The organism is Halobellus limi (assembly GCF_004799685.1).
In the GTDB taxonomy this organism is placed as follows: domain Archaea; phylum Halobacteriota; class Halobacteria; order Halobacteriales; family Haloferacaceae; genus Haloquadratum; species Haloquadratum limi.
Map to the genome: position 1 here is coordinate 886994 of NZ_CP031311.1, position 23327 is coordinate 910320.

Annotated in this window: 19 protein-coding genes and 2 pseudogenes; 7 read left to right on the plus strand and 14 right to left on the minus strand. The window is 68.7% G+C overall.

Annotation, left to right across the window (positions count from 1 at the left end; all coding sequences use genetic code 11):
• Positions 1-53: 53 nt before the first annotated feature.
• The 6 genes and pseudogenes from leuC to DV707_RS04565 form a co-directional block, all read right to left on the minus strand.
• A pseudogene (gene leuC, locus DV707_RS04545) lies at positions 54-1474 on the minus strand (3-isopropylmalate dehydratase large subunit).
• 45 nt (positions 1475-1519) lie between these two features.
• Positions 1520-2560: a ketol-acid reductoisomerase gene (ilvC, locus tag DV707_RS04550; RefSeq protein ID WP_103990401.1), complete on the minus strand. Its 1041-nt coding sequence runs from the start codon at positions 2558-2560 to the stop codon at positions 1520-1522.
• Between the two features lie 10 nt (positions 2561-2570).
• The gene (ilvN, locus tag DV707_RS04555; RefSeq protein ID WP_103990400.1) at positions 2571-3251 is read right to left on the minus strand and encodes an acetolactate synthase small subunit; all 681 of its coding nucleotides are present in this window, start codon (positions 3249-3251) and stop codon (positions 2571-2573) included.
• Entirely contained in the window at positions 3248-5014 is a 1767-nt protein-coding gene (gene ilvB, locus DV707_RS04560; protein WP_103990399.1) for a biosynthetic-type acetolactate synthase large subunit, read from the minus strand. The genes ilvN and ilvB overlap by 4 nt, the downstream gene beginning before the upstream one ends.
• Positions 5015-5179: 165 nt before the next feature.
• Positions 5180-5305 carry a hypothetical protein gene (locus DV707_RS19165; protein ID WP_268806869.1) on the minus strand — a complete coding sequence of 42 codons (126 nt, stop codon included), beginning with the start codon at positions 5303-5305 and terminating at the stop codon, positions 5180-5182.
• A gap of 117 nt (positions 5306-5422) precedes the next feature.
• The gene (locus DV707_RS04565; RefSeq protein WP_103990397.1) at positions 5423-6700 is read right to left on the minus strand and encodes a LeuA family protein; all 1278 of its coding nucleotides are present in this window, start codon (positions 6698-6700) and stop codon (positions 5423-5425) included.
• 362 nt (positions 6701-7062) lie between these two features.
• On the opposite strand from DV707_RS04565, the gene DV707_RS04570 reads away from it, so the two are divergent.
• A complete protein-coding gene (locus tag DV707_RS04570; RefSeq protein WP_103990396.1) occupies positions 7063-7347 on the plus strand; it encodes a DUF5779 family protein in 285 nt (94 codons plus the stop codon).
• Between the two features lie 244 nt (positions 7348-7591).
• On the opposite strand, the gene DV707_RS04575 is transcribed toward DV707_RS04570, so the two are convergent.
• A complete protein-coding gene (locus tag DV707_RS04575) occupies positions 7592-8383 on the minus strand; it encodes a VOC family protein (protein WP_103990395.1) in 792 nt (263 codons plus the stop codon).
• A 126-nt stretch (positions 8384-8509) separates the two neighbouring features.
• Here DV707_RS04575 and DV707_RS18910 point away from each other — a divergent pair.
• Both DV707_RS18910 and DV707_RS18915 read left to right on the plus strand, forming a co-directional pair.
• Positions 8510-9258, plus strand: a pseudogene (locus DV707_RS18910) (response regulator); the annotation flags it as partial.
• Positions 9259-9369: 111 nt separating this feature from the next.
• On the plus strand, positions 9370-10812 hold the full coding sequence (locus tag DV707_RS18915) for an ATP-binding protein (RefSeq protein ID WP_240728558.1): 1443 nt from the start codon (positions 9370-9372) through the stop codon (positions 10810-10812).
• A gap of 24 nt (positions 10813-10836) precedes the next feature.
• On the opposite strand, the gene DV707_RS04585 is transcribed toward DV707_RS18915, so the two are convergent.
• From DV707_RS04585 to DV707_RS04595, 3 genes are all read right to left on the minus strand, one after another.
• Positions 10837-11673 carry an RAD55 family ATPase gene (locus DV707_RS04585; protein ID WP_103990393.1) on the minus strand — a complete coding sequence of 279 codons (837 nt, stop codon included), beginning with the start codon at positions 11671-11673 and terminating at the stop codon, positions 10837-10839.
• Between the two features lie 73 nt (positions 11674-11746).
• The gene (locus DV707_RS04590; protein WP_103990392.1) at positions 11747-12073 is read right to left on the minus strand and encodes a cupin domain-containing protein; all 327 of its coding nucleotides are present in this window, start codon (positions 12071-12073) and stop codon (positions 11747-11749) included.
• A gap of 71 nt (positions 12074-12144) precedes the next feature.
• Entirely contained in the window at positions 12145-13797 is a 1653-nt protein-coding gene (locus tag DV707_RS04595; RefSeq protein WP_235010722.1) for a sensor histidine kinase, read from the minus strand.
• Between the two features lie 591 nt (positions 13798-14388).
• Here DV707_RS04595 and DV707_RS04600 point away from each other — a divergent pair.
• The 3 genes from DV707_RS04600 to DV707_RS04610 all read left to right on the plus strand — a co-directional run bounded on the left by DV707_RS04600 (position 14389) and on the right by DV707_RS04610 (position 17907).
• Positions 14389-15624: an HD domain-containing protein gene (locus DV707_RS04600; RefSeq protein WP_103990391.1), complete on the plus strand. Its 1236-nt coding sequence runs from the start codon at positions 14389-14391 to the stop codon at positions 15622-15624.
• Positions 15625-15827: 203 nt separating this feature from the next.
• Positions 15828-16841, plus strand: coding sequence for an amidohydrolase family protein (locus tag DV707_RS04605; protein ID WP_103990390.1), 1014 nt, complete (start codon positions 15828-15830; stop codon positions 16839-16841).
• A gap of 139 nt (positions 16842-16980) precedes the next feature.
• A complete protein-coding gene (locus DV707_RS04610; protein ID WP_103990389.1) occupies positions 16981-17907 on the plus strand; it encodes a hypothetical protein in 927 nt (308 codons plus the stop codon).
• A 32-nt stretch (positions 17908-17939) separates the two neighbouring features.
• Here DV707_RS04610 and DV707_RS04615 read toward each other — a convergent pair whose 3' ends face one another.
• From DV707_RS04615 to DV707_RS04630, 4 genes are all read right to left on the minus strand, one after another.
• On the minus strand, positions 17940-18272 hold the full coding sequence (locus tag DV707_RS04615) for a DUF7126 family protein (protein WP_103990388.1): 333 nt from the start codon (positions 18270-18272) through the stop codon (positions 17940-17942).
• Positions 18269-19186: a glutamine-hydrolyzing GMP synthase gene (guaA, locus tag DV707_RS04620; protein ID WP_103990387.1), complete on the minus strand. Its 918-nt coding sequence runs from the start codon at positions 19184-19186 to the stop codon at positions 18269-18271. Before guaA ends, DV707_RS04615 begins: the two co-directional genes overlap by 4 nt.
• Positions 19186-20844 (minus strand): glutamine hydrolyzing CTP synthase, encoded by a 1659-nt coding sequence (gene pyrG / locus DV707_RS04625; RefSeq protein ID WP_103990386.1) that lies wholly within the window; start codon positions 20842-20844, stop codon positions 19186-19188. Before pyrG ends, guaA begins: the two co-directional genes overlap by 1 nt.
• A gap of 239 nt (positions 20845-21083) precedes the next feature.
• Entirely contained in the window at positions 21084-22292 is a 1209-nt protein-coding gene (locus tag DV707_RS04630) for a saccharopine dehydrogenase family protein (protein WP_103990385.1), read from the minus strand.
• Positions 22293-22390: 98 nt separating this feature from the next.
• On the opposite strand from DV707_RS04630, the gene DV707_RS04635 reads away from it, so the two are divergent.
• The gene (locus DV707_RS04635; protein WP_103990384.1) at positions 22391-23191 is read left to right on the plus strand and encodes an aldo/keto reductase; all 801 of its coding nucleotides are present in this window, start codon (positions 22391-22393) and stop codon (positions 23189-23191) included.
• Positions 23192-23327 lie beyond the last annotated feature (136 nt).

The following is a 23327-nucleotide window of genomic DNA, read 5'->3' on the forward strand; positions in this document are numbered from 1 at the left end:
GATCACCTCCAGAGCGAAGCTCTGGCGTACTCGCATTCGCTGTCGCAGACAGCTCATGCGACCGTCACCTCCTTCAGTTCGCGCACGTCAGTCACCTCCCCCTCGATCGCCGCGGCGGCGACCATCCGGGGGTTCATCAGCACCGTGCGGCCGTCCTTCGAGCCCTGCCGGCCGACGAAGTTGCGGTTCGAGGAGGACGCGGAGGCCTCGTCGCCCTCCAGTTGGTCCTCGTTCATCCCGAGACACATCGAACAGCCCGCGTTGCGCCACTCGAAGCCGGCCTCCTCGAAGATCTCGTCGAGGCCCTCCTCTTCGGCGGCGGCCTTCACGCGCTGGCTGCCGGGGACGACCATCGCGCGGACGTCCTCGTGGACCTCGCGGCCCTCGACGACCTCGGCCGCCCGACGCAGGTCGGGCAGGCGCGCGTTCGTGCACGATCCGAGGAAGGCGACGTCGATCTCGTAGCCCTCCATCGTGTCGCCGGGCGTGACGCGCATGTGCTCCTGGGCGCGTCGCGCGGTGTCCCGCTTGTCCTCGGGCAGCGACTCCGGTTCCGGAATCGGCTCGGAGATGCCGATGCCCTGCCCGGGGTCGTTCCCCACGTGACGACGGGCTCTAACTCGGAGCCGTCGATGGTGACGACGTCGTCGTACTCGGCGTCCTCGTCCGAGCGGATCGACTCCCAGTAGGGCTTGAGTTCCTCGAACTTCTCGGGGTTCTCCCGGAAGTAGTCGGTCTCTTCTAACCACTCGTAGGTGGTCTCGTCGGGGTTGACGTAGCCCGCTCGCGCGCCGCCCTCGATGGACATGTTGCAGATGCTCATCCGCCCCTCCATGTCGAGGTTCTCGATGGCCTCGCCGGCGTACTCGTAGACGTAGCCGACGCCGCCCTCGGTGCCCAAGCGACGGATCACTTCGAGGATGACGTCCTTCGCCTCGACGCCGGGGCCGAGTTCGCCCGTGACCTCGATCTTGCGGACGTCCTTCTTTTCCATCGCGACGGTCTGCGTCGCCAATACGTCGCGGATCTGGCTCGTCCCGATCCCGAACGCCAGCGCGCCGAACGCGCCGTGCGTCGAGGTGTGGGAGTCGCCGCAGACGATCGTCTTCCCGGGCTGGGTGAGTCCCTTCTCGGGCCCGATGACGTGGACGATGCCCTGTTCGCCCGTCGTGGGATCCGAGAACTCGATGCCGGCGTCCCGAACGTTCTGTTCGAGCTCCGACATCATCTCTTCTGCGGCGTCGTCGCGGTAGGGCCGCGACTGGTCCGCCGTCGGGACGATGTGGTCGACCGTCGCGTGCGTGAGTTCGGGGTAGGCGACCTCCAGGTCGCGCTCCTGCAGCATCCCGAACGCCTGCGGGCTCGTCACCTCGTGGATGAGGTGGAGACCGACGAACAGCTGCGTCTGTCCCGTCGGCAGCTCCGAGACCGTGTGTTCCTCCCAGACCTTGTCGTACAGCGTGCCCTCACTCATCTACATCACCGTGGGCTTTCGCGTTGATTACTCTCTCGGTCATCGTCAGTCGTCCGCGGCCGCCTCTGCGGCCTCCTCTTCTTCCTCGCCCCACGCGAACAGGTCGCGGAGGGGTTCGCCGACCTGTTCGACCTCGTGGGTCTCCTCGGCGTGTTTCAGCTGGGTGTAAGACGGTCGGCCGGCCTGGTTCTCCGCGATCCACTCGCGGGCGAACGTGCCGTCCTGGACCTCCTCGAGGACGACCTCCATCTTCTCTCTGGCGTGGTCGTCGATGATGTCGTCCCCGCGCGTGAGCCCGCCGTACTCGGCGGTGTCGGAGACGGAGTCCCACATGTTGGAGAGGCCGCCCTCGTACATCAGGTCGACGATGAGCTTCAGTTCGTTCAGACACTCGAAGTACGCCATCTCCGGGGAGTAGCCGGCGTCGACGAGCGTCTCGAAGCCCTCGCGGACGAGCGCGGTCATCCCGCCGCAGAGGACGGCCTGCTCGCCGAAGAGGTCGGTCTCGGTCTCCTCGCGGAACGTCGTCTCGATGACGCCGGCGCGGGTGCAGCCGATCGCGTGTGCCCACGCGAGCGCCTCCTCGCGCGCGTCGCCCGTCTCGTTCTGGTAGACCGCGACGAGCCCCGGCGTTCCCTGCCCGGCCTCGTAGTTGCGCCGCACCAGGTGCCCGGGGGACTTCGGCGCGACCATCGTCACGTCGACGTCCTCCGGCGGCCGGATCTGGTTGTAGTGGATGTTGAACCCGTGAGAGAACTGCAGCGTGTCGCCGGCCTCGAGTCCTTCCCTGATCTGCTCGAACACCGCGGGCTGGACCGTGTCGGGGACGAGCATCGAGACGATGTCCGCCTCGGCGGCCGCGTCGGCGGGCGTCTCGACACGCAGGCCGTCGGCCTCGGCGGCCGCGCGCGAGGAGGAGTCCTCGCGCAGGCCCACGATCACGTCGACCCCGCTGTCTGCGAGGTTCTGCGACTGGGCGTGGCCCTGGCTGCCGTAGCCGAGGACGGCCACGGTCTTGTCGTCGATGTAGGAGCGATCCGCGTCGTCGTCGTAGTATACCGTCGTGTTCAGGTCTTCGTCTGTCATTTTCGATTGGTTATTGTGCGTTCGTCGGTTGCGTCGGTTCGTCTGCGGTGCCGGGTTTCTCGCCGGGGACCGTCGCCTGATCGCCGCGCGCCAACGCCGTGTAGCCCGTGCGTGCGATCTCGATGATGCCGAACTGGCGGAACGCGTCGATCGCGTCGTCGATCTTCTGCTCGTCGCCGGTGAGCTGGACCGTGATGGTCCGCGGGCCGGCGTCGAGCGTCTGCCCGTCGTACATCTCCGTGACCGCGTGCACCTTGTCGGGTTCGTCGCCCTCGACTTTCAGGAGGACGAGTTCGGTCCGCACGGCGTCGTCGTCGAGTTCACCGACGGCGATCACCGGCTTGAGTTTGGCGAGTTGCTTCTCCGCCTGATCGATCCCGGGGTCGGACTCCTCTATGACCATCGTGATCCGCGAGTGGTTCTCGACGGTCGTCGGCCCGACGGTGAGGCTCTCGATGTTGAACTGCCGGCGGGAGAACAGCCCCGCGATGCGCGAGAGCACGCCCGGGTCGTCCTCGACGAGCGCCGACAGCACCGCGCGGCGCTGTTCGGGCTCGGCCTCGGCCTCCGGATCGATCCGGATCCCCTGGGAGTTACGGCGTCCCTCGGGGTGCGGCCGCTCGTCCGGCGAGGGTCCCTTCAGTCCGTGCTTCGGCAGATCGTCGGTCTCGTCGTTCTCCTGGGAGCTCATAGCTGATCCTCCGTCAGTGCGAACTGTCCGTTTGCGCCGCCGGAGGGGACCATCGGGTAGACGTTCTCCGCCGGGTCGATGTGGAAGTCGATGACCGACGGTCCGTCGTAGGCGACGGCCTCCTCGACGGTCTCTGCGACCTCGTCGTAGTCGTCGACGCGGAACCCGCGCGCGCCGAACGCCTCCGCCAGCATATCGAACTCGGGACACCAGTTGTACTCCGCGGCCATCCGTCGGCCCTCGAAGAAGGCGTCCTGCCACTGGCGGACCATCCCGATGTACTCGTTGTTGAGCACCGCGACGGTGATGTCCAGTTCCTCGCGGACGGCGACAGAGAGCTCCTGAATCGTCATCAGGAAGGAGCCGTCGCCGTCGATGCAGACGACGTCCTGGTCGTCGTCGGCCGCGATTCGCGCGCCGATCGCCGCGGGCAGGCCGTAGCCCATCGTCCCGAGACCGTGGCTCGACACCCACGTCCGCGGCTCGGTGAACGTCCAGTACTGCGCCGCCCACATCTGGTGCTGGCCGACCCCCGAGGTGACGATGGCGTCGTCGCCGGTCGCCTCGTCGAGGATCTCGACGACGAACTGCGGCTTCAGCGGCTCGTCGTCGGGCGTCGCGTAGTCCATCGGGTACTCGTCCTTCCAGGTCTGACACTGTTCGCGCCACTCGTCGGCGTCGGGGGAGGCGTCGATCGCGTCGTCGACCTGATCGAGGACGATGCCCGCGTCGCCGACGAGCGGGTAGTCCGCGTGGACGTTCTTCGAGATCTCCGCGGGGTCGATGTCGATGTGGACGACCTCCGCCTCCGGCGCAAAGGTGTCGATACCGCCGGTCAGGCGGTCGTCGAAGCGCGTCCCGACCGCGATCAGCAGGTCGGTGTGCGTGATCGCCATGTTGGCGTAGCCAGTGCCGTGCATCCCCGCCCACGAGAGACACAGGTCGTCGTCCTCGGGGAACGAGCCGATGCCCGGCATCGTCGTGACGACCGGGATCTCGTGTCCGCGTGCGAACGCGCGGGCCTGCTCGGTCGCGTCGCCCTTGATGACGCCGCCGCCGAAGAGCAGCAGCGGCCGTTCGGCCGCCTCGATCGCCTCGGCGGCCTCCTCGACGTTCTCCTCGTCGGCGACGTACTGCGGTCGCGTCGTCTCCGGCGGCTCGGCCGGACCGGGTTCGGCGTCGGTCTCGTCGAGCGTGACGTTCTTCGGGAGGTCGACGAGCGTCGGTCCCGGGCGTCCCTCACCGGCGAGCGCGAGCGCCTCGCCGACCGTGTCGCCGACGGTGTCGGCGTCGCTGGCGAAGTAGTTGTGCTTCGTGATCGGCGCGGTGACGCCGGTGGTGTCGGTCTCCTGGAACGCGTCGGAGCCGACCATGTCCGAGGGGACCTGCCCGGTCAGCGCGAGCAGGCCGTCGGAGTCCATGTTCGCGTCGGCGATGCCGGTGACGAGGTTCGTCGCCCCCGGCCCCGACGTCGCCAGGCAGACGCCCGGTTCGTTCCGGACGACGCTGAAGGCGTCGGCGGCGTGGGCCGCGCCCTGCTCGTGCGCCATCGTGACGTGCCGGATGTCCGAGTGGTACAGCGCGTCGTAGACGGGCATGATCGCCCCGCCCTGGACGCCGAACGCCGCCTCGACGCCCTCGTTCTCGAGCGCGCGGATGACGGCCTCCGAGCCGGTGGTGACGGGGGCCTGTTCCGCCTCCTCGTCCGGGTCGACCTCGGCCTCGGTCGTCGCGTTCGGCGACGACGGTGCCTGTTTACTCATCTGTGCTCACCTCCCTGTGGGTCGCTGTCGTTGTCTGCGTTCGATACGTCGGCATCGGTCGTGCGGATCGGGCGTGGTACTCCATAGTCGGTGTGTGACGGTCGCTGGTCGGTCGAACGGCGGTCGCGAACGAGGTCGAAACGGCGAGAATGGGTAGTGACGGGGCTATAGCGCCCCTACAATGATCTGCGCGTCGACGCCGAGCGTCTCGACGTCGGTCGACCGGCGCACGCGAGCGAGCGACGCCGCTGTCGGCGCGGCGGCCGTCGCGTCGGTGTGCCGTCGTCGCATCGTACCTCGAAGATGCGTCTCGTCCGTATTGAACGTTTCGCGCCGCGCGTCCGGTTCGAGCGGTCGGCCGGCGGCGCACCCGTGGCTCGTCGGATCGAGCAACCGGGGCGCGCGCCATCAGGCGCGGACCTCCTCCTGTTCGTCGTCCTCGTCCTCCCGGTCGACGCCGACCTCCCGGGCGAAGCGCGTGAGCACGTCGACGGTGACGCGCTCTTTCTCCGCGCCGTAGTCCTTGACTCGTCGGGTGACGTCTCGGACCTCCGTGTCGGTCGGCGTGAACCCGGACTCCTCCAGTCGCTTGCGGACCGAGTGAGTCCCGGTGTGCTTGCCGAGGACGAACTCGCGCTGGGCCCCGACCATGTCCGGCGTCATCACGCCCGGCTCGAACGTGTCCGTGTTCTCGAGCACGCCCGCGGCGTGGATGCCGCTCTCGTGTGAGAAGGCGTTCCGTCCCACGACCGGCTTGTTCGCCGGAACCGGGATGTCGCTCGCCTCCTCGACCATCCGCGACAGTTCGGTGATTCGAGTGGTGTCGACTCCGGTATCGACGCCGTACAGCGACTCCGCCGCCATCACGACCTCCTCGAAGGCGGCGTTGCCGGCGCGCTCGCCGATGCCGTTGACCGAGACCTGCGCCTGTGAGGCGCCCGCCTCGAAGCCGGCCATCGCGTTGGCGGCGGCCAGTCCGAAGTCGTCGTGGGCGTGGACGTCGATCCGGGCGTCGGTGTGCTTGCGCACCTCCCGGACCATACTGGCGAAGCGCGTCGGCGTCGCGACGCCGGTCGTGTCGGGGATGTTGACCCAGTCGACGCCCGCCTCGTCGACGGCGCTCAGGATCTCCGCTAAGAAGTCGATGTCGGTCCGGGTGGCGTCCATCGGCGAGAACATCGCCTCGACGCCGGCGTCTTTCACTCGTTCGACGCTCTCGACGGCGCGCTCGACGGCCTCCTCGCGGGAGGCGTGCATCGAGTCCGCCAGCTGGACGTCGCTCGTGCTGACGAAGACGTGGACCAGCCCGACGCCGGAGTCGAGTGCGGCCTCCACGTCCTTGTCGACGACGCGCGCCAACCCGCAGACGGTCGTGTCCGTCGCGGCGGCGATGTCGCTGACGGACTCGAACTCGGCGTCGGAGTTGACCGGGAACCCCGCCTCGATGACGTGCGTCCCCATCTCGTCCAGCGTCGCCGCGATGTTCCGCTTCTCGTCGTAACTGAACGAGGTGCGTGGCGACTGCTCGCCGTCGCGGAGCGTCGTGTCGAAAATCCGTACGTTCTCGATCTCGGATTCAGTTATTTGGGCTAATGTGCCCTGGAAGAACTCGACCAGCCGGGGTGTCCGACTGAGCCTCCATGTCGTCGTTAGACATTGTGTCTGTTCACTGCCCCGGAAAGATATTAAAAGCTTTCGCTGTGGCCGGTCTCGGCGGCCACTCGCGACGGATCGCGTGGAACGGTCGAACCCATCTCAGAACGGCTGTGCGGCCGGAATATATGGTTATCGAGGCGCCACGGATATCGGCTCAGAACCGTACCCGGTGTCGACTTCGGCCGTGTGAACGCTCGCCAGTTGGCGCAATTTCCGCCTCGAAACCGGTCAGTTGCCCACCGTCGCCGCTCGCGCGCGCCTCGGAGTGGACGAACGGTCATCGGTTCGGAAGCGCCGACGACGCCGAGGCCACCGCTGCGGGCGAGGTAGTATCAATTCGATTATGTCTATGGGTCCGAATCCTTTTCGTCCCGCTTCGCGTCTACGTCGGTATGAGCGATTTCAACCTGAACCTCTCGGAGGCCGAAGAGCACCTCGACGAAGACGTCGAAGGCGACGTCGTCCTCGGCGTCCTCGACGGTTCGACCGACCCCGAGGTGTGGGTCCGAACCGTCGAGGCGGACAACGTCCTCGTCCTCGCCGTCGAGGGCGACCTCAACGAACTGGCGAAGGGGTTCGCCCGCCCGATCAGGGACATGGGCGGCAGCCTCACTCACTTCCGGGACTTCCTGATCGTGGCCCCGCCGGAGGTCGACATCGACACCGACCGCCTCTGAGCTACAGGAGCGTTTGCAACTGATTGCTCATCTGATCGCACGACAGCGTGTGATCGAGTGAGTGAAGACTTGCAAACGCTACTACAGGGTCACGCGTCGTGGCCGAAAGCCGACTGTCGCCAGCGACGCGACGCCGGTCGAAGACGAGGCGTATCAGCCGTGCGAGACGTATCAGCCGCACGGGACGTACTAGCTGCACGGGACGTATCAGCCGCACGAGGCACATCTGAAGCGAGGAACGACGTCACTCCGCTCCCGACCGCAGAAACGTCAGGACGTGGCCGTCGTCGTCGACGACGCGGACGCCGCCGTCGACGGGTTCCGGACCGCCCGACCAGGGCGCTCCCGCCTCGACCGCGGCGTCGGGGCTCGGCGTATCGAACGCGAGATCGACGTGCAGTCCGCCGCGGGCGTCCGCGATCCCCAACTGCGGCTCCCAGAGTTCGAGCGCCACCGGTCCGTCGAGGCGGACGCGACGACGCTCCTCGCCGCGGTCGACGACCTCGAACCCGAGCCGTCGGTACCGCTCTTCGGCCCGGGGGAGGTCCGTCACCTCCAGGACGACCTCGAAGATGCCCGTGAGCGGCGGCGGCCGTTCTCCCTCCGCCTCGCCCGCGGGATCGGCGGCGCCGGCGTCGCTCGCAGGGTTCGCAGTGCCGACGTCGCTCTCTCTGTCCACGTCGCCGATCTCGACGCAGTGGCCGTCCGGATCGTAGACGTAGAGGGAGTCGCTCGCGCCGAAGGAGAACTCGACCGGGTCGAGGTCGTCGAGTCGCCGCCGCCACGCCGCGTACGCCGCGGGCGTCGTCGAGAACGCGTAGTGGGTGTGCACGCCGCCGCGCGGGACGTCCGTCGGCCGCCGCAGGAGCAGCGTCGTCGGAGCGGCGTCTCCGGCGATCGGGCCGATCTCGTAGCCGACGGCCGCCGGCGGTTCGTCGGTTCCGGCCGCTTCGAGACCGAGGCGCCCCTCGTAGAATTCCCGCGCCCGCGCCAGCGACTTCACTTCGAGTCCGAGACGGCGGAGTCCGGTGAGCATACCCGACGTTGGCGACCCAGCGTCAAGGGTATACTGCCCGATACCGATCGGTCGGTCGGGATCGGGCAGTATCAGTTCCGAGATCCGACGTGAATTTATATACCGTCAGTCGCAGTATTGTCTCGTATGTCTGAAACGACGGCGGAGTCGCGGGATCCGCCGACGGAAGTCCGGGTCCTCCACGTCGACGACGATCCCGGCATCGCCGAGCTAACCGCCTCGTTTCTGACGCGCTTCGACGACGCGTTCTCGGTGTACACCTCGACCGATCCCGAGGCCGCGCTCGAACGTATCGAGGGCGAACGGATCGACTGCGTCGTCAGCGACTACGAGATGCCCGGGATGGACGGCCTCGAACTCCTCGAACGCGTCCGGGAGTTCGATCGCGACGTCCCGTTCATCCTCTTCACGGGACGGGGCTCCGAGGAGATCGCGAGCCAGGCGATCTCGGCCGGGGTGACCGACTACCTCCAGAAGGAGACCGGCACCGAGCAGTACGCCGTGCTGGCGAACCGCATCGAGAACGCCGTCGAACAGACCCGTTCACAGCGGGCGCTGGCGGAGAGCCAACGGCGGCTCTCGCGGTTCATCGACCAGTCGCCGCTGGGGACGATCGAGTACGACGAGAGCTTCACGATCGTCAGGGTCAACGAGGCGGCGACCGAGATCACGGGCTACGACGCGGCGGAACTGGTCGGGGGACCTGGCTCCCGATCGTCCCCGAGGAGGCGCGCCGACACGTCGCCGCGGTCGAGCGGCAACTGCTCGCCGACCGCGGCGGCTACCACAGCGTCAACGACATCGTCCGCAAGGACGGCGAGCGGCGGCTCTGCTCGTGGCACAACCAGGTCGTCACCGGCGAGGACGGCGACGTCATCTCGATCTTCTCGCAGTTCGAGGACATCACCGAGGAGGAGAAGCGGCGACGGGAGCTCGAACGGACGAACATCCTCCGCTCGACGCTCTTCGAGACGCTGCCCGTCGGCGTGCTCGCGGAGGACGCCGACAGAGACGTGCTGCGGGTCAACGAGCGGTTCCTCGAACTCTTCGGTATCCCCGCCGAACCGGAGGACGTGATCGGCGACGACTGCGAGGCGTTCGCAGCGCGGGTGAGCGATCTGTTCGTCGATCCCGACGGGTTCGTCTCGCGGATCGACGAACTGATCGAGGGGGGCGAGCCGGTCTGGAACGACGAACTCGTGCTCGAGGACGGTCGAGCCTTCGAGCGGAACTACCGACCGATCGAACTCCCCGACGGGGGCGGGCACCTCTGGGTGTACTACGACGTCACCGAACGCGAGGAACGGGAACGCCGCCTCGAAGCGCTGAACGAGACCGCGAGAGAGCTGATGGCGGCGGAGACCTGCGAGGAGGTGGCCGAGATCGGCGTCGACGCGGCGAAGACGATCATCGGCCTCGACGCCAACGTGGTCAACCTCTACAGGGAAGGTGAGGGGCTCGTCCCCGTCGCGGCGACCGAGACGGCGAGAGACCTCGTGGGCGAGTTGCCGACGTTCGCGGCGGGCGAGGGGATCGCCTGGCGCGTCTTCGAGAGCGGCGAGGCGAAGTCGATCGACGACGTCCAGTCCGATCCCGACGTGTACAACCCGGAGACGCCGATACGCAGCGAGATGTACGTCCCGCTCGGCGAATACGGCATCCTCATCGCCGGATCGCCGACGCGAGACGCCTTCGACGACGAGGACGTCGTGCTCAGCGAGATCCTGGGGATCAACATCGTCACGGCGCTCGAACAGGTCCAGCGGAACGAGCGGATCCGCGAGCGCGAGCGCGAACTCACCCGACAGAACGCCCGTCTCGAAGAGTTCGCCAGCGTCGTCTCCCACGACCTCCGCAATCCGCTGAACGTCGCCTCGGGCCGGCTCGACCTGGCCCGCGAGGAGTGCGACAGCGAGCAGCTCGAGTACGTCGCCGACGCCCACGACCGGATGGGCGAACTGATCGACGACCTGCTCACGCTCGCTCGCGAGCGCGACACCGACATCGAACCGACGCCGATCGCGCTGGACTCGTTCGTCCGCGCCTGCTGGCGGAACGTCGACACGGGCGACGCCGAGTTCACGCTCGACGTCGAGGGGGCGATCAGCGCCGACGAGACGCAACTCAGACAGCTCTTCGAGAACCTCCTGCGCAACGCCGTCGAACACGGCGGCGACGCGGTGCGCGTCGGGACGCTGGAGGACGCCGACGGGTTCTACGTCGAGGACGACGGCCCGGGAATCCCGCCCGACAAACGCGGAGACGTCTTCGAGTACGGCTACTCGACGACCCAGGGCGGCACCGGGTTCGGCCTCTCGATCGCGAAGCAGTGCGTGGAGGCCCACGGCTGGGAGATCCGGGTGACCGACGGCGCCGAGGGTGGTGCGCGCTTCGAGATCACCGGCGTCGATATCGGCGACGCGGAGTGACTCCGGGTACCGCGTCGACCCGCCTCACCTGATCTTTCGAACGTCGCTGATGTCGAACCCGCCCTCGTGGATCTCCGTCTCGAAGCGGACGATGTTCTCGCGTTCGATCTGCGAGAGGACGCCGCGGAACTCCTGGACGACCATCGTCCGCGCGCGCTTGGAACCGCCGGACTCCCACTCGAACTGTAACGTCCCGTCGGCGGCGTCCATCAGGTGACCGAGTTCGGTCCGTTCGAGTGTCTCGCGGCTGGCGTACGCCAGAACGAGGCCGTCCCAGCGGTGTGCGGCCTTCCCGAGGCCGCGGATCAGCATCGCGATGTCGTTCCACGTCATCTCGTCGGAGACGGCGGCCACCAGATCCGTGATCGAGTCGATGACGACGAGGTTCTCCGCCGCGTGCGCGTTGAGGTACTGCCCGAGCGCCGTGAGAACCTCCGAGCGCTCCTCGCGGCCGCCGAGGTCCTGCAGCCTCGTCGTCTCGCCGAGGTACCACTCCCGGGGGACAGGACTCAACTGGAAGTACTCGGGGGAGAAATCGCGGACGGCGATCCGGTCTGCGGCCTCGCTCACGAGGTCGTCGTCGAGCACGTACGCCATCTCCCGTCGGAGGTTGTCCTCGTCGTCGGTGAACGAGAGGTAGTGCACCTCCGGGGGCAGCGCGGCGTTCTCGTGGAGGTCGCCGTAGTGCAACTCGAACAGCTCTCTGTCGCCGCGGGCGACGGCGTTCATCGTCGCGCTCGTGTACATGAACTCCCGCGCGCCGGCGCCCGGCTCGCCGACCAGAAGCACGACCGACCCCGACGGCGCGCCGCCGCCGATGACGCTGTCCAGGTGCGAGATTCCGAACGGGACCCGGTCCATAGGCGAACCTCACGGGCGTAGCCGTTAACCGTTTCGGGCACCGACGGCCGGCGTTCGAGCGATCCATCAGAACCTACGGGAGCGGACAGAGGCTGGCCGTGAAGACCGCGACGTTCCCCGACTCGTTCTGCGCTCCGTGGACGGCGCCGCGGTCGTGACGGACGACGCTCGGCGCGTCGACCGTCTCGCTCTCGCCGTCGCGAACGACGGTCACGGACCCCTCCAGCACGTGGAACACGTTCGTGCTCTCTGCGTGTTCGTGGGGCTCCAGTTCCGCTCCCGGACCGAGCGCGAACGCCTTCACGAGCACGTCGTCGGTCACGACGAGTTCCGCGGTCTGGACCTCGCCGTCGGCTGGATCGAGCGTCTCGCGAACGTCGTCGTACAGGTCGAGTGCCATACCGGCACCGTGTGGGGGAACCGCCTATAGGCTGTCGGTCGTGCGGCCTTCGGCTGTCGGTCGTGCGGCCGTCACTCCCGGGCGTACTCCGACGCGGTCCGGATCTCGAAGCGCGCGCCGCCCGAGTCGGCCTCCGTCGCTCGGATCTCCCACTCGTGGGCCTCGACGATCTCCGAGACGATGGCGAGGCCGAACCCGGTGCCGTCCTCCGAGGTCGTATAGCCCGCCTCGAAGATCCCTTCGCGGTCCGCTTCGGGAATCCCCGCGCCGTCGTCCTCGACGTAGAACCCGTCGGCGTCCGCCAGGGGGCCCACGCTCACGACGACGTCGTCGCCGCCGTGTTCGATCGCGTTTCGGAACAGGTTCTCGAACAGCTGCTGGAGGCGCTCGGGATCCGCCGAGACGGTCACGTCGACGTCGTCGTCTACCGAGAGCGACGCCTGCCCGCCGGCGATCATCCCCCACGACCGCCTCGCGAGCGCGGCGAGGTCGACGCGTTCGGTCTCGTCGATCGAGACGCCCTCTCTGGCGAGCGTCAGCATCTCCCCGATGAGTTGCTCCATCCGCTCGTGGGCCCGGACGACCGGCTCCAGGTGTTCTGTGTCCCCGCCCTCGATCGCGAGTTCGGTCCGGCCCTTCGCGACCTGCAGCGGGTTCCGGAGGTCGTGGGAGACGATGCTTGCGAACTGTTCGAGCTTCTCGTTTTTCGTCTCCAGCTCCTGGCGGTACTGCTCGCGGTGCGTCACGTCCGAGAGGACGATCGACTTCCCCGTCTGTGCGCCCCCCGTCGTGAACGGGTTCGAGGAGACGTTGTAGTATCGGGTCGTCTCGCCGCCGTCGATTTCGAGGACCGACCCCTGCTCGTCGAGCGCGTCCGCGAGCCGCGGAACGACTTCCGCGAGCGGCTCGTCCAGCGAGTCGCCGAGCGACGGGAACAGCTCCTCCGCGCGTCTGTTGTAGTCTCGCACCTTGCCGCCCCCGTCGACGACCACGATCGGATCGTCGGTCTCGCCCGCGACGCGGACGAACTGGAACCGATCGAAGTACAGCGAGAAGACGCCGACGGCGAAGGCGGCAACGCCGATCGAGGAGTACGTGATGTCGAGGACGGCCGGCGACACCGCGCCCGCGACGTCGAGGACCACCGGGATGCCGGTCAATCCGATGAGGACGAAGAGCGGGCGGGTGTCGGAGTTGACACGAACGAACAGCTCGAAGAGCATGAAGAAGCCGACGAACGCGAGCGAGTACGCCAGCCCCATCGCGATCCAGTGGAACGGGCGGTGGTTGATCTCGAGGTAGGCGAAGGGAGTGACAGCCGACTCGGCGACGAAGTACCAGTTGTGCACCGGGTTCGTCACTTTCACCGCGACGATGACGAGGAAGACGAAGAGGAACGCCCGACGGACGGCCGGGTCGCGGTGGACCGACCGGCCGGTGTACGCCGCACAGAAGTAGAGCCACGGCCCGACCGAGGCGATGCCGACGACGAGCCCGATCACGTAGAACGTGTACCGGAGCCCGGCGGTCGGCATCGTGAGGTAGCCGACGTGGGCGGCCGCCCACCCGCCGCTCGTCACGAGGAGCCAGAAGAGCCCCCGCCTGGTGTCCTCGTGTTCGATGTGTCGCGTCCGTGGGAGCATCGCGAGACAGGCGATCGCGGCGGCGGCGAAGGCGAACACGTACGCACCGTACAGCGCGCTCGAAGAGGATAGCGACAGCATCCGTATCGGTTCTGCTCCTACGTTAGGGGGGAACGCAATCAACCCACCGAATTACCGGCCGGACCGTCGGCGCCGCGGAAAAGGGGTGTCGATCGTGCGGGCGTTCGCTCGCCCGCGAGAGCGGGTGCCTCTGTCGCCGGCCGTCGGGTGGGGAGACGACCGGCCGGCGCTCGGCGGCGAACGGGTGGTCAGGCCCGCTCGCACGCGTCGACCCCCGCCGGGACGGGAGAACCGGCGGGCGTCGGCGCGTCGGACCCGCGGCCGGCCGCGCGGAACGCGGGTGGGGATCGCGTTCCGGCGCCGGCCCCGGAAGGCGGTCGCCCCGACCATCCATCGGGGCGACCGCGTTGCGACGCCGCGCAGCGAGGCACGGCGACGCGGTCACCGCTTGTGGGGCGGACCACTTCAACCGGGTCGATACTCAAGCCGAATTCACTGACTGCCGGCCACGAAAACCCGGTTAATTCGGCTAAAACGTGGCTCGAAACCCCCCGGTACCGGCGGCTGCCGGGCCGTGAATACCGGTGGAACGGCCCGCCGACCTGCCGGCGCGGGCGACTGTTTTTGTACGAGGGCGCGCCTACCCGACGTATGGCGACGATCAAGGACAGCGTCCACGACCACATCCAGGTCGAGGGCGTCGCTGCCGCCCTCCTCGACACCGAGCCGGTACAGCGGCTCCGGCACATCAAGCAACTGGGGACCGTCCAGCTGGTCTACCCCTCGGCGAACCACACGCGGTTCGAGCACTCCCTCGGCGTCTACCACCTCGCGGACCGCGCGCTCGACCACCTGGGGATCGGCGGGCGGCAGGCCGAGCGGATCCGCGCGGCCGCGCTGCTCCACGACGTCGGTCACGGGCCGTACAGCCACAACGTCGAATCGGTCACCCACCGACACACCGGCAAGTACCACGACGACGTCCACGAACTGCTCGGGGCGGGCGCGGTCGGGGAGGTCCTCCGCGAGCACGACCTCGAACCCGACCGCGTCGCGGACCTCGTCGCCGGCGAGGGCCAGTACGGCCAGCTCGTCTCCGGGGAGCTCGACGTCGACCGGATGGACTACCTCGTCCGCGACGCCCACCACACCGGCGTCCCGTACGGCACGATCGACCACGAGCGGCTGATCCGCGAGCTCACCTTCGTCGACGGCGAACTCGTCCTCGCCGAGGGGAACGTCCAGACGGCCGAGTCGCTGCTGCTCGCGCGCGCGCTGATGAACCCGACCGTTTACCAGCACCACGTCGCCCGCATCTCGAAGGCGATGCTCCGGCGCGGGGCCGAACGGCTGCTCGACCGGACGGACACCACGCCGCACGAACTCCGCCGGATGGACGATCACGACCTGCTGGTCGCGCTCCGGACCACGGACGCGACGAGCGAGGTCGCCCGTCGGCTTCGCACCCGTACCCTGTACAAGCGTGCGGTCTGGGCCGAACTGGAAGCCGTCCCCGAAGACGTCGTCGACGCCGACTACGCGACGCTCCGGGACCTCGAAGCCGAGGTCGCCGACCGAGCGGACCTCCCCGCCGAGCGGGTCGTCGTCGACGTCCCCGAGCGGCCGTCGATGACCGAGTCCACCTCGCGCGTGATGGTGAGCGGCGAGATGCGGCGCCTGGGCAAGCAGTCGCCGCTGGTGTCGGCACTGCGGACGGCGCAGAAACAGCAGTGGCGACTCGGGGTCTACGTCCCCGAACCGGAGACTGACCGGGCGGGCCGGGCGGCCGTCGACGTGCTCGGTCTCGATCTCGACGGCGCGCTCGTCTCCGACGTGCGCCCGGGCGTGACGGCGACGCTCGACGAGTTCACGGACGCGGAACGGTGAGGACGGCGCTGGACACAGTCACGGATGCGGAACGGTGAGGTCGATGCCGAACGAGTTCACCGACGCCGGGCGAATTCACCGAGCGGGACCGTGACTCCCGGTCTCCCCGCTCTCGGTCTCTCCGCTCTCTGTCTCCCCGCGATCGGAACGGCGGCCACCTCACTCCGGGAGTTTCAAGCCGCTGTGCGGGCGAGTGTGCCGCAATGATCGTCGAGGGAACGGTACTGCGCGGTCCGGAACTCGAACCCGTGCGGGGGCGCGTCGTCGTCGAGGACGGCGAGATCGTCGCCGTCGAGGAGGCGGACGTCTACTCCGAGGACGTCGTCCTGCCGGCGTTCGTCAACGCGCACACCCACATCGGCGACTCGATCGCCAAGGAGGCCGGAGCGGGGCTCTCGCTGGACGACCTCGTCGCGCCGCCGGACGGACTGAAGCACCGACTACTCCGGGAAGCGAGCCGCGAGGAGACGGTCGACGCGATGCGCCGCTCGCTGCGGTTGATGGCGGACACCGGCACCGCCGCCTGCGTCGAGTTCCGCGAGGGCGGCGTCGAGGGCGTCGAGTACATCCGCGAGGCCGCCGAGGGCCTCCCGATCGAACCGGTGACGCTCGGCCGGGAGACCGAGGCCGCGATGCACGAATCGGACGGCTTCGGCGCCTCCGGCGCGCGCGACGGCGACTTCGACCGACTCCGGAACGCCACGCGCGAGGCGGGCAAACTGTTCGGCATCCACGCCGGCGAGCGCGACCCCCACGACATCAACCCCGCCTTGGACCTCGACCCCGACTTCCTGGTCCACGTCGTCCACCCCGAGTCGATCCACTACGACCGGATCGCCGACGACGACGTACCGGTCGTCGTCTGCCCGCGTTCGAACCTCGTGACCGGCGTCGGCGTCCCGCCGATCCGCGAACTCGTCGAGCGGACGACCGTCGCGCTCGGTACCGACAACGTGATGCTAAACTCGCCGTCGATGTTCCGCGAGATGGAGTTCGCCGCCAAACTCGCCGACGTCCCCGCGACCGAGGTGCTCAGGATGGCGACGGTCAACGGTGCGGAGGTCGCGGGGCTGAACTGCGGCGTCGTCGAGCCCGGACGCGACGCGAAACTGCTGGTCCTCGACGGCGACTCGGACAACCTCGCCGGCGCGCAGGACGTCGTCCGCGCGGTCGTCCGCCGCGCCGGCGCGAGAGACGTGAAGGACGTCATCCTGTAGTCCGGACGGGTATCGACCGACGGCGACGCCCCGTCTGCGGGCTCCGACGCCCGTCGACGGACCAGGACGACCCGTCTCCGGCCGTTCCCGGGCGAACGACGGGGAACCGATATAGGCCTGGGCGGACGACTCCCCGCCGATGCGACGCAGACGACTGCTCGCCGCCCTCTCGACCCTCCCCGCATCGCTCGCCGGTTGTGGCGGTCGCACCGGGCCGGTAACTGATCGGCCCACCGAGACGGAGACGACCGTCCCGGGGCCGACTGCGACGCCGCTGACCGAGACTGACCCGCTTCCGGAACCGCCCGAGTCACCGTCGGCGGCGGACGCCCTCGCGTTCGTTCGGGAGTACGAGCGCGTCGCCGTGCGCAACCACCTCGTCGAACACGCCGGCGACGCGCCCGCGAGACGCCCGGAGGTCGGCGACCCCGCCGCGACGCTCGTCGTCGAGAGCGACGCGGGGTTCTACCTGTTCGGCGCGTGCAGCGCCTCCGCGCAGTACGGCGAGCGCGGAGGGTACGGACGGAACCGCCACGAAGTGCCCCACTTCGTCGGCCGCGACGGCCGCCACGAGGTCGCGCCGTGGAGCGCGGTGGTGTGTGAGTCCGCCGAAGAGCCCTACGCCGCGGCCGACGCCGACGAGAACGCCGTCGACCCCGGAGAGGAGTACGGCGCCGAGATCCACCTCTTCCGCTTCGACGGGGCGGCCCACGACGTCTCGGTGTTCGTCGACTACCTCGACGACGGCGCGCCCCGGGCCGTGTTCTCGACGACCGTCGAGGCGAGTGCGGACGCGCCGGATCCGGCCTACGAGTACGTCCTCGGGGACCTCGCGGTACGAGAAGGAACGTATCGAGTGACCGTCGACGTCGCCGGGGCGTCGGCGTCGGACCCCGACGCGGTGTCGACGTGGACGCTCTCGGACCCCGAAGCCGTCTCCTGGACCGGGCTCTCGGTCTTCGTCGGCGACGACGGCCGGCCGCACGTCGGCCTGCCCGACACCGGGAACGACTCGCTCGTGCCGGGGCCGTCGCTGTGTGCGAGGCAGTTGCGGCACGAGGAGTGACGTGGCCGGTTCGGAAGGGCCGTCTCGTCCCGTTACCCTTCGATCCGCCCGTCGACCAGTTCCTCGGCGACGACGTCGGGCGTCAGGAGGTCGGGATCGACGGCGAGGTCCGCCTGTCCGCGGGCGAACTCCGGGAGCGAATCCCTGGAGTAGGCGACGATCCGGACCTCGGTGTTGGCTTCCTTCGCCACCGGGATCGCGGAGGCGTCGTCCATATCTGTGAGGACGAGCGTGTGAGCCTCCGCGAGTCCGGCCGCGTCGAGCGACTCGCGGGTGGCGACGCCCGTAACGCGGACGACCTCGACGCCGAGCGCTTCGAGCGCGTCGCCGATGCCCTCTCCGTCGGCTCCTGCGACCAGGATCATTCGTACTCGATGGTCGCGGGCGGTTTGTGCGTCACGTCGTAGACCACGCGGGCGACGTTCTCGTTCTCGCCGGTGATCCGCGACTGGATGCGCTGGAGCGTCTCCCAGGGGAGTTCCTGCGCGCGCGCGGTCATCCCGTCGCGGGACTCGACCGAGCGGACCGAGACGATCCAGCCGTGGACGCGGTTGTCCCCCTTCACGCCGGTCCCCTTGCCGACGACGGCGGCGAACGCCTGCCAGGGGTCGTGCTCGGCGGTCTCCTCCTCGACGATGTGACACGCCTCGCGGGCGATTTCGACCTTCTCTCTGGTCACCTCGCCGACGACGCGGATCGCCAGCCCCGGACCGGGGAACGGCATCCGCTCGGAGATGATCTCCTCGAGGCCGAGTTCGCGGGCCACGTCGCGGACCTCGTCCTTGTACAGTTCGCGGACGGGCTCGACGAGCCCCTCGAAGTCGACGACCTCCGGCAGCCCGCCGACGTTGTGGTGGGACTTGATGTTCCCCTCCGACTCGATCCGGTCGGGGTAGATCGTCCCCTGGACGAGGTAGTCGGCGTCGGCGGAGACGGCCTCCCGTTCGAACTCGCGGATGAACCGCTCGCCGATGGCGTGGCGCTTCTCCTCGGGATCGGTGATGCCCGAGAGCGCGTCGAGGAAGCGGTCCTGCGCCTCGACGACCCGCAGGGAGTCCATGTACGAGAAGGTCTCTCTGATCTGGTCGGTCTCGCCCTTCCGCATCAGTCCGGTGTCGACGTAGACCGGCGTGAGCCGATCGCCGATCGCACGGTAGGCCAGCGCGGCGGCGACCGAAGAGTCGACGCCCCCAGAGAGCGCGATGACGGCGTTGGCGTCGCCGACCTCCGCTTCGATCTCCTCGACCGCGTCCTCGATGAACGACGGTGCGTCGACCATCAGGCCTGCACCCCCTTGTCCGCGAGGTCACGCGCGTCCAACTCCCCGGCGACGGCGTCGAGGAACCCGACGAACGGCGGGCTCGCCCGGTCCGGCCGCGAGCGGAACTCGGGGTGGAACTGCGTCCCGAGGAAGAACGGGTGGTCGGTGCGTTCGAGGATCTCCATCCGGTTGTCGGCCCGCCCCGAGAAGTCGAGCGCGCCCGCCTCCAACTCCTCGATGTACTCGGGGTTGACCTCGTAGCGGTGCCGGTGCCGCTCCGTACAGACGGTGTCGCCGTAGACCCGCTCGGCGAGCGATCCGGGCTCGATGGCCGTGTCGTGCGCGCCCAGACGCATCGTCCCGCCCATGTCGTTGACCTCGTACTGCTCGGGGAGGATGTCGATGACGGGGTGTTCGGTGTCGGGATCCAGTTCCGCGGAGTGGGCGTCCTCGAACCCGAGGACGTTTCTCGCGTGCTCGACGACCGCCATCTGGAAGCCGAGACAGAGCCCCAGGAAGGGGACGTCGTTCTCCCGACAGTACTCGACCGCCTTCAGTTTCCCCTCGATGCCGCGGGAGCCGAACCCGCCGGGGACGACGACGCCGTCGGCCTCTTTCAACCTGTTTTCGTGCCGGTCGAGCATCTCGTCGGAGTCGACCCACAGGACGTTCACTTCCGCTCTGCGCTCGATGCCCGCGTGCTTCAGCGCCTCGTGGACGGACATGTAGGCGTCTTCGAGGTCGTACTTCCCGACGAGGGCGATGTCGACCTCCTCGGTCCGCTCGCGGGTGACCAGTTCCCGCCAGCGGTTCTCTCGCTCCTCGGGCGGCAGCGCCTCCGAATCGAGGTTCAGCCGCTCCATCACGTACTGGTCGAGCCCCTCCTCTTCGACCATCAGCGGGACGTGGTAGACGTCTTCGACGTCGGCGTTCGAGAAGACCGCCTCCGTCGGGACGTCGCAGAAGAGCGCGATCTTCTCCTTCGTCTTCGGTTCGAGTTCGTTCTCACAGCGTCCGACGAGGATGTCGGGCTGGAGGCCGATCGAGCGGAGTTCCTTCACCGAGTGCTGGGTCGGCTTCGTCTTCTGCTCGCCGTTCTTCGAGTAGGGCACGAGCGTGACGTGCGTGAAGAGGATGTCGCCGTCGTCCTCCTCGTGGGCGAACTGCCGCAGCGCCTCCAGGTAGGGCATCCCCTCGATGTCTCCCACCGTCCCGCCGACCTCGACGATGCAGACGTCGGTTCCCTCCGCGGCCTCGCGGATGCGACGCTTGATGTCGTCGGTGATGTGCGGGATGATCTGGACGGTCTTGCCCAGGTAGTCGCCCGCGCGCTCCTTCTCGATGACGTGCTGGTAGGTCTTCCCCGTGGTGACGTTGTGATCGGAGGTCATGTCGACCCCGAGGAAGCGCTCGTAGTTTCCGAGGTCGAGGTCGACCTCGCCGCCGTCCTTTAACACATATACCTCGCCGTGCTGGTAGGGGTTCATCGTCCCCGCGTCGACGTTGAGGTACGGGTCGATCTTGACCGCGGTCACGTCGAAGCCCGCGTTCGACAGCAGACGGCCGGTACTCGCGGCGGTGATCCCCTTGCCCAGTCCGGACATCACCCCGCCGGTCACGAAAATGAACTTCCGACCCAGCGTGGGGTCGTACCCGGTGTCGGGTTCCTTCGGCATACCGAGTGTGCGCGAGGCCGCATCAAAACCGTTTCGGAGCGACGGAGCGTCTGTGACCGATCCGCACGAATCCTCCATCATCGATCGGTTCTATTTCTGAACAATAGGCGCGTTTTCGGGACGGAAAATAGACGAATATCTACTTGCGCATCGCGCCCGTCGTGCTGTCGGTCGCCGCGACCGCGATGCGAAGCCGACTCGCCACGCCGCCGTTTCGATCGGGGCGAGAAGTCGACTCGCTACTCCGCCGGCCGCGACGTCCCCGCCCCCGCCGTCCGCTCGACGACCTCGTCGCTTTCGAGGTCGACGCGCTCGACGCCGGGAACCTCCAGGATCAGGTCCGGTCCGAACGCGCCGGCGGGCGTCTGGTAGCCCGCGGGGGCCTCGCCGTCGAGCACCTTCGTCGCCGTCAGCAACGCCGTCTGAACGGTGAGGCGGTACGTCTCCGGGGTCCGGAGCCGCGAGACGACGCGGTCGTCCGCGGACCGTGCCTCCCCCCAGACACGCGCCTCGCCGGTCGAGCGCGTCTCCGCGTCGGGGCCGTCGACGTAGCGGTCGACGAGCCACGAGAGCCCCCGCTGGAGGGCGTCGCCGTCGAGCGCGCGGCCCGCGTACGCGGAGAGCGCGACCGCCCGCCGCGCGTTCGCGGGCAGGGAGAGGTACACGTCCACGTTCGGGACGCCGGTGGTGTGATACGCCGTCGAGACGTCCCCCCAGGGGATCGAGACCGCGCGGCGGAGGCCGTCCCCGAAGTCGACGACGCGCGTCCGCGCGCCGACCCGCTCGTGTCGCAGTCGGCCGTCGCGCCGCACCGCGCCCCCGGAGCCGAGGTCCGCCAGGACGGTCTTCAGCGTCCCCGGTGAGACGCCGCCGTCGGCCTCCAGCGCCAGCGAGAGGTGCGTCGCTTCCGGGAGGCGGCGGTGCAGGTGCGCCGCCAGACAGTCGGTCGGAACCACGTCGAAGCCGACGCCCGGAAGGAGCGTCACCCCGGCCTCCGCGGCGTCCGCGCCGCGTCGGCGGATCCGCTCGAAGACGGCCAGTTCGCCGGTGATGTCGAGGTAGTGCGTCCCACACTCGATGCAGGCGTCGGCCATCGCGTCGGCGGTCTCGGCGAACGGCCCGGCGCAGTTGAGCACCGCGTCGACGTCGCCGAGGTGCGCGGCCGCGTCCTCGACGGGGAACGTCCGCGCCCGGAGGCCCTGCGCGGTCGCGACGCCCCGAGTCTTGGTGACGTCCCGCCCGGCGACGACGGGATCGAGGCCCCGCTCGACCGCGGCCTCGACGATCAGGCGGCCGGTGTAGCCGTAGGCGCCGTAGACGAGGAGCCGGGTGTCGGCGTCGGGGTCCGCGGGAGAGTCGTCGGCGTCGGAGTCCGCGGGAGAGCCGTCGGTGTCGGAGTCCGCGGAGGAAACTGAGTCGGCATCAGAGCGGGATCCGGATTCGGACATACGCCACGTTCGGCGGGGACGGACAAAGGGACACCGGCGTCGGTGCCGCGGGTCGGGAACACCGAAACTGTCGAAAGCGTGGCCGCCGTCGAAGGCGTATGGACCTGCCACCGCTCGGATTGGGCACGTACGAACTGACTGATCCCGAGGACGCGCCGGCGGCCGTCGCCACGGCGGTCGACCTCGGCTACGACCACGTCGACACCGCACAGAGCTACGGGAACGAGGCGCTCGTCGCCGAGGGACTCGCGCGCGCCGACCGCGACGCCGACGACGTGTTCGTCGCGACGAAACTGGACACGAAGAACCTGGGATACGACGACGTGCTCTCGACCGCGCGCGAGAGCGCGGCGCGCCTCGGCGTCGACTCGATCGACCTGTTGTACGTCCACTGGCCGCTCGACACGTACGATCCCGACGAGACGCTGCCCGCGCTCGACGAACTCGTCGACGAGGGCGTCGTCGAGCGCGTGGGGCTGAGTAACTTCCGTCCCGATCAACTGGTCGAGGCGATGGACCGACTCGACACGCCGCTTTTCGCCCACCAGGTCGAGATGCACCCCCTCCTCCCGCAGACGGAACTGCACGAACTGGCCGTCGATCGCGGTCACCGCCTGGTGGCGTACTGCCCGATCGCCCGCAACCGAGTCGCCGACGTCGACGCCGTCGTCGACGTCGCGGAGAAGCACGACGCCACGCCGGCGCAGGTGTCGCTCGCGTGGTTGCGGGCGAAGGGGAACGTCACCCCGATTCCGAAGTCGGGGACGCCCGCACACATCCGCGAGAACTACGAGGCGCTGGCTCTCGAACTGGACGACGAGGACGTCGCCGCCATCGACGACGTCGACCGCCGGGACCGAATCGTCGACTTCGAGGGCACGCCCTGGAGCCAGGGCTGAGCGAAGGTTCATATACCGAGGCGGGACCAGAGCCCCCGTGATCTGAGGACGACCCCGCGTCGGGCTGCGGTTGTTTCGACACGTCGGCGTGGGAAGCGACGGCGACGGCGACGCCGTCGTCGCAAGCGGGTGTCGA

Excerpts from the sequence above, each read along its gene's own strand:
- ilvC (WP_103990401.1), bottom strand. The coding sequence starts at position 2,560 with ATGACAGACGAAGACCTGAACACGACGGTATACTACGACGACGACGCG.
- ilvN (WP_103990400.1), bottom strand. The coding sequence starts at position 3,251 with ATGAGCTCCCAGGAGAACGACGAGACCGACGATCTGCCGAAGCACGGA.
- ilvB (WP_103990399.1), bottom strand. The coding sequence starts at position 5,014 with ATGAGTAAACAGGCACCGTCGTCGCCGAACGCGACGACCGAGGCCGAG.
- DV707_RS19165 (WP_268806869.1), bottom strand. The coding sequence starts at position 5,305 with ATGCGACGACGGCACACCGACGCGACGGCCGCCGCGCCGACAGCGGCG.
- DV707_RS04570 (WP_103990396.1), top strand. The coding sequence starts at position 7,063 with ATGAGCGATTTCAACCTGAACCTCTCGGAGGCCGAAGAGCACCTCGAC.
- DV707_RS04575 (WP_103990395.1), bottom strand. The coding sequence starts at position 8,383 with ATGCTCACCGGACTCCGCCGTCTCGGACTCGAAGTGAAGTCGCTGGCG.
- DV707_RS04585 (WP_103990393.1), bottom strand. The coding sequence starts at position 11,673 with ATGGACCGGGTCCCGTTCGGAATCTCGCACCTGGACAGCGTCATCGGC.
- DV707_RS04590 (WP_103990392.1), bottom strand. The coding sequence starts at position 12,073 with ATGGCACTCGACCTGTACGACGACGTTCGCGAGACGCTCGATCCAGCC.
- DV707_RS04595 (WP_235010722.1), bottom strand. The coding sequence starts at position 13,797 with ATGCTGTCGCTATCCTCTTCGAGCGCGCTGTACGGTGCGTACGTGTTC.
- DV707_RS04600 (WP_103990391.1), top strand. The coding sequence starts at position 14,389 with ATGGCGACGATCAAGGACAGCGTCCACGACCACATCCAGGTCGAGGGC.
- DV707_RS04605 (WP_103990390.1), top strand. The coding sequence starts at position 15,828 with ATGATCGTCGAGGGAACGGTACTGCGCGGTCCGGAACTCGAACCCGTG.
- DV707_RS04610 (WP_103990389.1), top strand. The coding sequence starts at position 16,981 with ATGCGACGCAGACGACTGCTCGCCGCCCTCTCGACCCTCCCCGCATCG.
- DV707_RS04615 (WP_103990388.1), bottom strand. The coding sequence starts at position 18,272 with ATGATCCTGGTCGCAGGAGCCGACGGAGAGGGCATCGGCGACGCGCTC.
- guaA (WP_103990387.1), bottom strand. The coding sequence starts at position 19,186 with ATGGTCGACGCACCGTCGTTCATCGAGGACGCGGTCGAGGAGATCGAA.
- pyrG (WP_103990386.1), bottom strand. The coding sequence starts at position 20,844 with ATGCCGAAGGAACCCGACACCGGGTACGACCCCACGCTGGGTCGGAAG.
- DV707_RS04630 (WP_103990385.1), bottom strand. The coding sequence starts at position 22,292 with ATGTCCGAATCCGGATCCCGCTCTGATGCCGACTCAGTTTCCTCCGCG.
- DV707_RS04635 (WP_103990384.1), top strand. The coding sequence starts at position 22,391 with ATGGACCTGCCACCGCTCGGATTGGGCACGTACGAACTGACTGATCCC.